This window comes from Streptomyces sp. NRRL B-24085 (genome assembly GCF_001282115.1).
GTDB lineage: Bacteria > Actinomycetota > Actinomycetes > Streptomycetales > Streptomycetaceae > Streptomyces.
Genome location: NZ_LJBR01000242.1, coordinates 26,031 through 35,687, shown reverse-complemented (window position 1 = coordinate 35,687; position 9,657 = coordinate 26,031). Strand labels below are relative to the sequence as shown.

The following is a 9,657-nucleotide window of genomic DNA, read 5'->3' as shown; positions in this document are numbered from 1 at the left end:
GTTTTCGCTGGTGCCGGAGCGGGGTGGGTGCGTTGACCGCGCGGCTTGGTGCGGCGGGTCGGCCTGCTCTGTCACGTGGGGGTGGGTTGCTGCGAGGCTGGCCAGGAGCTTGAGGCGATCTTCGGAGGTGCTGCCGGGTTCGGCGGTGTAGAGGGACCCGCTGGCCGGACGGGACGATCAGGGACAGTGGGCGACACAGGCCGTCCGCGCTCAGGTGGAGCTTGGTGGTGAACTCGCCCCGCGAGCGACCCAGGCTCTCATGGAATCGACCGCTGCACGCCGGTCCGCACCCGGTGCAGAATCCCGTCGATCCCCTGTCGATGGTCCCGCCACCTGCCACAACGCCTGTTACGTCGCCGCGGCCGCCGGCGCAGAGAGCATACGGCCGCTGATCTGCCGGAAGGACAGTATCTCGGGCACCCCGTCCCGACTCTCACCTGGGACGTCTTCTGCGCCGACGGCCACGTCGACACTCGGCATGCGTCGAGCCGGGCGGACCGACCCGAGCCACTGATCCGTAACGGCGCGGAAATAGGCCAGCTCTACGCCTTGACTGATGACTTCATCATCTAAGAGCATTTCATCAGTAAACGTGAGCCGGCCTCAACGAGAGAGCACAGGCAGGTGTCGCCCCGGGGATCGCTCCCTGCTCCTCGTCGGGAATCCGCGCACGCGTCCACCGCTCAGCCGTGCCGCCGCGCGGATCGCTTCCCCGCGGTCGCACCGGGCGGTGTCGACACGCGTACGGCGACCGGAGTCCCGTGTCAGAAGGAGTGAACATGGCACCTGTCAGAAAGACCGTCTCCCGCCGGAGTTTCGGTGGAGTCGTGGGGGCCAGTGCAGCAGCCGTGACCGCCGCCACCATGGGGCTGCCGGCCCAGGCGCAAGCTGCCTCGGAAGCCGTGGGAGCCGAGGAACGCCCCTTCGAAGCCGCCGCAGGCCGGACCTCTCGGCGGCCGAACATCCTGTTCATCCTGGCGGACGATCTGGGATACGCCGACCTGTCGTGCTACGGCGCGCGACACATCCACACCCCGAACCTGGACCGCCTCGCGGCGCGCGGAGTGCGCTTCACAGACGCGTACTCAGGCTCGTCGGAGTGCTCGCCGACCCGCCTGAGCCTGTACACCGGGCGTTACCCGGGCCGCATCGCCGCAGGGCTTGAGGAGCCCATCCAGGACGGCGACCAAGTAGGCCTGGAACCCACGCACCCGACTCTCGCCTCGCTGTTGCGCGCAGCCGGCTACAGCACGGCAATGATCGGCAAGTGGCACTGCGGTGCTCTGCCGGACTACGCGCCCACCAAGTCCGGCTGGGACGAGTTCTTCGGGAACTTCGGAGGCGCCTTGGAGTACTACTCCAAGCTCAACACGAGCGGGGGCTACGACCTCTACGAGGGCGAAACCTCCGTCAAGGACCTGCGGTACTACACCAACGTCCTGGCCGAGCGGGCGAGTGACTTCATCACGCGCGGACATCGCAAGCCCTGGCTGCTCAACCTGAACTTCACGGCGGCGCACTGGCCGTTCATCGCAGAGGGAGACACCGAGGAGGCCGCCCGTCTGGAGCGCCTCGTGCGCGTGCTTCCTCCTGAGAAGGCAAAGCTGGCGCTGGCTCATCTCGACGGCGGCTCGCTGGACACCTACCGGAGGATGGTCGAGGGCATGGACCGAGCTGTCGGCCAGGTGCTGCACGCCCTGGACCGCTCCGGCCAGGCAGGCGACACGATCGTCGTCTTCTCCAGCGACAACGGGGGCGAGCGTTTCTCCTACAGTTGGCCCTTCGCGGGCGTGAAGGAGACACTCCAGGAAGGCGGCATCCGGGTGCCGAACATCCTGCGCTGGCCGGCCCGTGTGCATGGCGGTCAGGTCAGTCACGTGCCCGTGTTCACCCCGGACTGGACGGCGACGCTGCTCGAAGTAGCTGGTGCACGCCCCGCACCCGACACCCCGCTCGACGGGATGAGTCTGGCGGGTTACCTGCTGCGGGGACAGGTCGCTCCCCAACGTGATCTGTTCTGGCGCAACAGGCGCGAACGAGCGCTGCGCCGCGGCAAGTGGAAGTACCACCGTGCCACCACCGCGAAGATCCCCCCGAACAGTGGCAAGGACGTCCTGTTCGATCTGGAGGCCGATCCCAGTGAGTGCGCCGACAAGGCGGCGCAGGAACCCGCGCTGCTGGCCGACCTGAAGGCAGCTTGGGAGAGGATCAACGCCACCTTGCTGCCGTACTCGCCATAGGAAACGCTGCTCTGCTCGCTGTCGGCGCGTACACCGGGCTGCCCGCTGGGGCCCGGCCCTGCAAAGTCGTACACGGCGTCGCGACAGCGGCCTTCAGGCAATCCTGGGCAGCGGGCGCCGTGCGACCTCCTCGGCGTCGCCCGGCGAAAGGCCCAGCATCCGCAGGGCCATGGCGGCCAGTTCGGCTGCGGCGGCGTCCCTGTCCAGGTCGGGACGCCCAGCTCCGCCGGATCTTCCAATCCACACAGATGCTCATCAAACGTTAGGCCGAACTCTTCCAAAGCGCCCTCGACGGCTGCGTCGAACAACTCCGCCTTGGAGGTGAAGTGGTTGCAGACGAGCCGAAGCCGACATCCGCCCGGTCCGCGATCACCTGGATACTCGCGGCGGTGTCGCCCGTCTCGGCCAGGATCCTTCGGGCGGCGTGCACGAGAGCCAGCGGTGTGGCAGCTCGCCGTCGCTCGCGGCGGTCGGCGGGCGGGGCGGGGACAGCGCTCGGCAGGCGATGGGCCTAATCATGGTGACCATCGAAACAAAAGCGATTGTTTCATCAATCTAGATATCTCAATCACTCAAGGTGTAGCGTCGCGACTGATGTTTTCATCAGCAACGCCTGCCTGGAGGGAGGACACCATCTCCGCACCCCTCAATGCCGCAACGCCCGGGACAGATCCGAGAAAGCTGGAGGTTCCCGTCAAACGCATTCTGCAGAGAGCCGCTGCGGCTCAGGTCGTAGATGAGGCGGCCGTTGACGATCCCAGCCTGATCGACCTCTTCGTCACACTCGGCGCCGCCCGCCGCGACCACTCCGGGCCCGGGGCCCCTTCGACGCATGAGAAGGCGAGGTGAGCACGGACCGCGGGACGCCGTTGGCGGACGCCATCGACGTCCATGCCCACTTCCTCACCCGCCGTCTGCGGTCCGCTCTTGAAGCGGCCGGACACAGCGGGCCCGACGGCATGCCGGGAATTCCCGACTGGACTCCTGCCGCCGCTTTGGACGTCATGGGTGCCACCGGGGTCGCAGCCGCCGTACTGTCCGTGTCCTCGCCGGGCATCCACTTCGGTGACGACAGCGCCGCCCACTCCATGGCACGCGCCGTCAACGAGGAGGGCGCCGACATCGTGCGTGCCCACCCGCACCGGTTCGGGATCCTCGCCTCCCTCCCGCTGCCCGACCTGCACGGTGCCCTGGCAGAACTGGAGTACGCCTACGACGTCCTGGGCGTCGACGGCGTCATGCTCCAGACGCACTACGGCGGCCACTACGTCGGCAGCCCCTGCTACGAGCCGCTGATGGCCGAACTGAACCGGCGGGCCGCTGTCGTCCTGCTCCACCCCGTCTCCCCGCAGAACTGGGAAGCCACCAGCCTGAACCTGCCGCGGCCGATGCTGGAGTTCCCCTTCGAAACCACACGCGCGGTCACCAATCTGATCCTCAGCGGCAGCCTCGACAGGTATCCGGCCGTCCGCTTCATCGTCCCGCACGCGGGCGGCGCGCTGGCCACGCTCGCCGACCGTCTCTCCGCGTTCTCACTCGCTGTCAGCGACCGGCCGGCGGATGTACTGGGAGCCTTGCGACGGCTCTACTACGACTTGGCCGGTTTTCCCCTCCCCCGGCTCCTGCCCACTCTCCTGACCCTGACCGATGCAGACCACCTTCTGTACGGCAGCGACTACCCGTACACACCGGACTGGGTGGTCCAGGGGCTCGCGGAAGCACTCAAGGGCGACAGCACGCTCACTTATGAGCAGCAGCACGCCATGCAGCGGCACACCGCTGTGACGCTCTTCCCTCGGTTGGCCAAGCCCAACTGACCGGGCGTTTCCCCACTGCCCAAGCCCGGCGACCTCGGGCAGGCCGCACGGTACCGCCCCAAGGGGTGCCTCAGGTCCTGATCCCACGACGTCCACACGCCGGCACTGTTGCTCATGGTGTCTCCCTGACGGCTTTCTGCGAGAGGGAGGCGGTGTCGTCGGGGTGTCCTCCCGTCAGCCGTCCCCGTGTTCCCCGCCGGCGCTGTTGGGCGGTGCGGCACGGCCCGGTCCTGGAGCCTTGCGCGGTATGCGGACCTCGGCGATCAGCCCGCCGTGGGGCCGGGGACGCAGGCCGAGTCGCCAGCCGTGGCGGGTGACGACGGCTGCCACCAGGGCGGCTCCCAGTCCCCTGCCGTCGCTTCCCAGGCGTCCGGCGCCCCGGTGGAAGGGTTCGACGATCTCGGCGACCTCCCGGGGGGTCATGAGGGCACCGGTATTGGTGACGCGGAGCAGCAGGGCGGGACCCTCGTCGCGCAGGGTCAACTCGACCCGGCCACCGCGGTGATTGTGGCGTACGGCGTTGTCGAGGAGGTTGCGCACCATGAGCCGGACCAGGGTCGCCTCCACGTCGACCACGGCGGGGTCGAGGGTCTCACTCATCGTCACGCCGTTCTCCAGGGCCGCTGTGCGGTGCGCCTCGTATTCCTGGCGCACGATTGACGTCAGGTCGGTCTCCTCCCGGGTTCCCCGGCCCGCTTGGGTGTCCGCGAGGTCCAGCAGCGTGTGTACTGTCCGGACACTGCGGCTGTTCAGGGTGCGCAGGTCTTGCAGCAGCTCACGTGTCGGTCCGGGCGGCTCGTCGGCCAGCGCGTCGTCGATGACGGCCTGCGCGGTGGCCAGCGGTGTCCGCAGTTCGTGGGAGGCGTTCGCCGCGAAACGGCGCTGTGCCTCGAAGGCGTCGTCCAGTCTCGCGAGCATGACGTTGAAGGTGACGGCCAGGTCGGTGATCTCATCCCTGGTCCGGCCCACCGGTACCCGGGCGCGCAGGTCCGTGGCGGCGGCCTGGCGTGCCGCGTCGGTCATCGCGCTCAGCGGTGCCAGCGAGCGTCGTACGATCCACCGCACGGCGAACGCTCCGGAGACGACCCCGACGGCGAGGGCGATCGACGAGAACACCAGCAGCCGCTCGACCTCCTGCCGGGGCGCCGCACCCGCCGTACCCGTGGACGGGGGAAGTGCGCCTCCGGTCGTACCGGGCGCGACCCCCGGTGCCCCTCCGACGATGCCAGTGGGAACGTAGGCCGTCAGCAGCGTGATGGTGGCGATCATGACCAGGGCCAGCACGGTGAAGACGGCGATCAGGCTCCCGATGATCCGGGCGCTGAGGGACCTGCGAGGAGCCGGTCGCGGTGTCCCGCCCTCGTCAGGTGCGGACAACGCGGTACCCGACGCCGGGAACAGTCTCGATCGGCCACGGCCTGCCGAGCTTCTTGCGCAGTGTGGAGATGACCACGCGGGGGGAGTTGGTGAAGGGGTCGGCGTGCTCGTCCCACGCGCGCTGCAGAAGCGTCTCCGCGCTGAGCACACCACCTTGTGCGCGCAGCAGTTGCTCGAGGATGCGGAACTCCTTGGGGCTGAGCGGCAGGAGTGTTTCGCCACGGAACGCCTGATGCGTGAAGGGGTCGAGGCGGAGCTCGCCGAAGCGCAGCTCCGGGGGTGTCCGGGGGCCGGACCGGCGTTGCAACGCCCGCAGGCGCGCGATGAGTTCGGGGAACTCGAACGGTTTGGTGAGGTAGTCGTCGGCTCCTGTCCGCAGTCCCGCGACCCGGTCGGCGAGCGTCACCGACGCGGTCAGCATCAACACTCCCGTCGACGCGTGGTGGGTGATGATGTACCGGCACACCTCGTCACCGGAGAGCAGCGGCAGGTCCCGGTCGAGAACGACCGCCTCGTACTCCTGCGACCGCAGGTGCTCCACCGCGGCCCGGCCGTCGTGGACGACGTCGACCGTCAGTCCCGCCCTGTGCAGCGCGTTGCGGACGGCCCGGGCCAACATCGGTTCGTCCTCCGCCAACAACACTTTCACGCAGCGTCCCTCTCACGTCTGTTGCCCGCTGCCCGCATCTCAGCGAACCGCCTACCGCCCAGGCGGGCCGGGGCGCCCTCATTGTCACCCCGGCCCGTCGGCGACAGTGCTAGCGCACCCGGATCGCGGCCTCGGCCTTGTGGAGCGTCACTCCCGGTCCGGGCCGGTCCCCCGTCTGGCCGACCGCGCCAACCTCGGGGGCCTCGTCGGCCGCCTGCTTCCCTCCGGCCGGAGCCGTCGGGGCGGAGGTGTCCGCGTGAGCCAGCGAGGCGGCGGCGACCCCGCCGCCGGCCAGGGCGAGAGCCAGGGCGAGCCCGGCCAGGGGCTTCCTGATCTTCATGGTCAGTCCCTTCCACCGAGCCGTCCTTCGGCGTCGGCGAGCGCCAGTAAATGCGGACCGATGTTGCGGGGTCGTAAAGGAGCACAGGGCGTGAGTTCCAGGCGGTGACGGAGGGACGTACGGTCCCCGAGGCCGGTCCGCGCACGTGCTGTACGACCGCTCGCGGCGCATCTGCTTCGAACGGCCGCAGACCCGGCCTTCGGGCAGCGGACCCGGTAGGCCGTCGGGGATGTCAGTCACCAAGACGGGGATGCGGTGTGGCTGGTGGCGGCGGTAGTGCTGGGTGTCGTCGCGGCCATTGCTGATCTCGACACGGCCGGTCAGGTGGCAAGCGTGGCTGGTTCGGTCGTCGCAGGGATGTCCGGTTCGGCACAGGCGACACTGGCCGCGTGCCGACGTGTCCGAAACGAGCGGCACGCTTCCGAGCGCTGTTCGATACGGTGCGCGGAAGCGCCGTGCCGCTGGCAGGGGCAGTTGCTTCGTGGCATCGACGGACAGATGGTCGTGCGGGGCGGAACGTACGCCCCGCCCCGCACGACCGGTCGGCCGCACCTGTCCCGAACTGAGAGTCGGTGCCTACGCCGTGGTCACGGTGTGATGGCGACCTTGTCGAACTGGTTGATCGCTGACTGGTTCACGTCGTGGGACGTGGAGAAGATCCCGGCGTCCTGCTTGGCTGCGGCCGAGGGCAATGTGACGGGCTGACCGATCGGGACGAAGTTCGCGCCGTCGTAGGAGTACGAGGCGCCGAACGACGATCCGGACCGGGTGAGTTTCACCCAGACCGGGCGGAAGACGTCGACCGCGGCGCGGGCGTCGGCGTCCAGATACCCGTCGCCGTCGGAGTCCCACTGGAACACGACGCCGTTGCGAGCGGTCACCGCGACGACGGCATACCCGGCGGACGCTCCCGCCTTGTTCATGTCATTGCGGACCATGACACCGGACTTGGCCCAGGGGTTGGCGTCGTTGACCGAGACGACTCGGGTGGAGACGCTGGAACCGGACCTCAAGGCGCCGGCCCGGTAGACCGAACCGAACTGGTCGTCGCGCTGACCGCCCGCACCCCAGACGTCGGCACCGGCCGCCGCGATCCCGAATCCGTCTCCGCTCTGGCCGAAGTAGGAGCTGACGGCCGAACCACCGGCAGTGCCGAAGCCGCCCGCCACGGGTGCGTGGACCTCGCATCCGCTGAAGCCGAACTGGTTGGCGTTGAGCGATGTCCGGAACCGAGGCGCGACACCCGCCTGGCAGATGACGTCGCGTGCGCCCGCGGGCCAGTTGGCCCCGGTGACCTTGACGTTGTTGATCAGCTTGTTGTTGTGGGCCTCGGCGTTCGGCGTCGAGGCGCCACCCGAGTTGTACCAGTTGTTCTGGATGACGTTGTCGCTGGTGTTGTTGCGGAGGCTGTACGCGTTGGTGAAGAGGAAGGATCCTCCCTGGACCACGTTGTTCTCGTACGTCATCGAGCGCGAGCCCTCGTCGAGGTAGAGGCCGACTCCTGAGATGTTGAACAGGTAGTTCTTGGCGACCACGGTTCCGGGGCTGGCGGAGAGGTTGTAGACCGATCCGCCGTCGGCGAAACGGGCCTTCGTGTTGTGCACGAGGTTGCCCTCGACCCGGTTGTTCTTGAGCGTGGTCGGCGTCGTGTACAGCGTGTTCCACTTGTAGTAGCCGCGGTCGACGTAGTCGTTCGACCCTCCGGCGTCGTTGATACCCCAGCCGTAGCCGGTGTCGATGCCGTCGTAGGGGACGTTGGAGACCTCGTTGTGCAGGATGCGGGCGTCCGTGACGTAGGTGCTGAGGATGCCGCTGTTGTCCTTGTAGTCCACCGCCACACGGTTGATCGTGTTGTCGGTGATCAGGATGTCCCGGTTGGTCATTCTCGGGTCGCTGGGGTGGTGCGCGTCGGGCAGTACGCCACCGACCGCTATGCCGTGACCGCTGTTCTCCGTGAACCGGTTGCCGACGACGTCGATGTCGCTGGCGCCCAGTCCGACGCCGGTCCGCGTGGCGTTGGCGTCGTTTCCGATGCCCAGCGCGGACTGGCCCAGGTTGGTGAACGTGTTGCCGGTGAAGGAGATGCGGCTGGCGGCGGAGACCTGCACGGCGGCGGGCTCCTGGTACCAGCTGGTGCGCGCTCGTTCGAACATCTCGCAGCCGCGTGAGCAGCTCGTGAAGGCGTCGGCGGGGCGGTACTTGTAGGCGCCCTTGATGAACAGGCCGTTCTGCTGGTCCGCGTACCCGTCGGTCGACGGGCCGAGCCAGGAGGTCCCGGAGAACTGGATGCCGTCGAAGGCAAGACCGGTGACCGGCCTGTCGTACGTGCCGCCTATGCTGATCAGTGTCTCCAGGCGGGGAAGCTCGATGTCGAGCCGGTTGGGGTCGATCCCGTCCGCCGGCTTGTAGTAGAGCTTCCCGGCACCCGGATCCACGTACCACTGTCCGGCCTGGGTGAGGAACTTCAGCGAGTTGTCGAGGTACCAGCTCGGTCCGGCCAGGAACGAGTTCTGGACGGTGTCCCAACCCCACGTGTTGTTGTCCCACGCCGGCTGGGCCATCGTGATCTCGGTGCCGCTGATGCTCTGCACCGGTGAGTAGCGGTTCGTGAAGTCGCCGAGGGATTCGAACTCGATGCGCCCTTGGTCGGGGAGGGTGGCGAGGTAGTTCAGCGCCGGGTTCTTGATGGTGAGTCCGGTGGCGGTGGGGGTGACGTCCGTGTTGGCGAGGCGAATGGCGGCGCGAGGTGCGATCACGCCGTTCACGTAGAGCTGGCGGGTGTCGAGGCCGCGGGGGGTGTCCGCCTCCCAGATGCCCTGGCCCGCATCGGATCTGGACCAGCCGGTGACCTTCTTGGCGCCGGTGATGACGGGGTGGGCGTCCGGGGCGGCGGTCCAGTGGACGGTGTGCTTGCCGCCTCCGTCATCGGGTCCGAACCGGAGGGGCTCGGAGAGGCGATAGGTGCCGTCGGCGAGCTGAACGCTCACGTCACCCTGCTTGGCCGCGGGGCGGGCGACGTGCTGAGCCCGCTCGAGTGAGCACGGCTGCGACGGGCTGCAGTGTCCGGAGTCCCTCCCGTCCGGCGCCGCGAAGTACACCGTCCGGGGCGCGGCTTGCGCCTGGAGGGGAATGAGCGCTGACGCGATGACGGCGCAGGTGCCGAGCGCCGCGAGGAGTCCCGCCCTGCGCCTCCATCGAGCGCTCACCGAGCGTGTCGAGTCTGACGTCGATGTC

At 68.4% G+C, this 9,657-nt stretch carries 6 protein-coding genes and 1 pseudogene; 2 read left to right on the top strand and 5 right to left on the bottom strand.

Features of this window, described 5'->3' with window-relative positions; translation table 11 throughout:
- Window positions 1-779 precede the first annotated feature (779 nt).
- Window positions 780-2,240, top strand: a complete 1,461-nt coding sequence (locus AOJ26_RS25165; RefSeq protein WP_053850621.1) for a sulfatase — start codon at window positions 780-782, stop codon at window positions 2,238-2,240.
- 93 nt (window positions 2,241-2,333) lie between these two features.
- On the opposite strand, the pseudogene AOJ26_RS42125 reads toward AOJ26_RS25165, so the two are convergent.
- Window positions 2,334-2,670 (bottom strand): annotated as a pseudogene (locus tag AOJ26_RS42125) (TetR/AcrR family transcriptional regulator).
- Window positions 2,671-3,085: 415 nt separating this feature from the next.
- Between AOJ26_RS42125 and AOJ26_RS25160 the strand changes: the two are divergent.
- Complete coding sequence (locus AOJ26_RS25160; RefSeq protein ID WP_063790313.1) at window positions 3,086-4,057, top strand: amidohydrolase family protein; 972 nt, start codon at window positions 3,086-3,088, stop codon at window positions 4,055-4,057.
- Between the two features lie 174 nt (window positions 4,058-4,231).
- Here the strand turns inward: AOJ26_RS25160 and AOJ26_RS25155 are convergent, their stop codons facing one another.
- The 4 genes from AOJ26_RS25155 to AOJ26_RS25140 form a co-directional block, all read right to left on the bottom strand.
- Window positions 4,232-5,434, bottom strand: coding sequence for a sensor histidine kinase (locus AOJ26_RS25155; protein WP_143663547.1), 1,203 nt, complete (start codon window positions 5,432-5,434; stop codon window positions 4,232-4,234).
- Complete coding sequence (locus AOJ26_RS25150; protein ID WP_053850619.1) at window positions 5,421-6,083, bottom strand: response regulator transcription factor; 663 nt, start codon at window positions 6,081-6,083, stop codon at window positions 5,421-5,423. Before AOJ26_RS25150 ends, AOJ26_RS25155 begins: the two co-directional genes overlap by 14 nt.
- Before the next feature lie 109 nt (window positions 6,084-6,192).
- Window positions 6,193-6,423: a hypothetical protein gene (locus AOJ26_RS25145; protein WP_053850618.1), complete on the bottom strand. Its 231-nt coding sequence runs from the start codon at window positions 6,421-6,423 to the stop codon at window positions 6,193-6,195.
- Window positions 6,424-7,010: 587 nt separating this feature from the next.
- Window positions 7,011-9,410, bottom strand: a complete 2,400-nt coding sequence (locus AOJ26_RS25140) for a right-handed parallel beta-helix repeat-containing protein (protein WP_179200274.1) — start codon at window positions 9,408-9,410, stop codon at window positions 7,011-7,013.
- Window positions 9,411-9,657 lie beyond the last annotated feature (247 nt).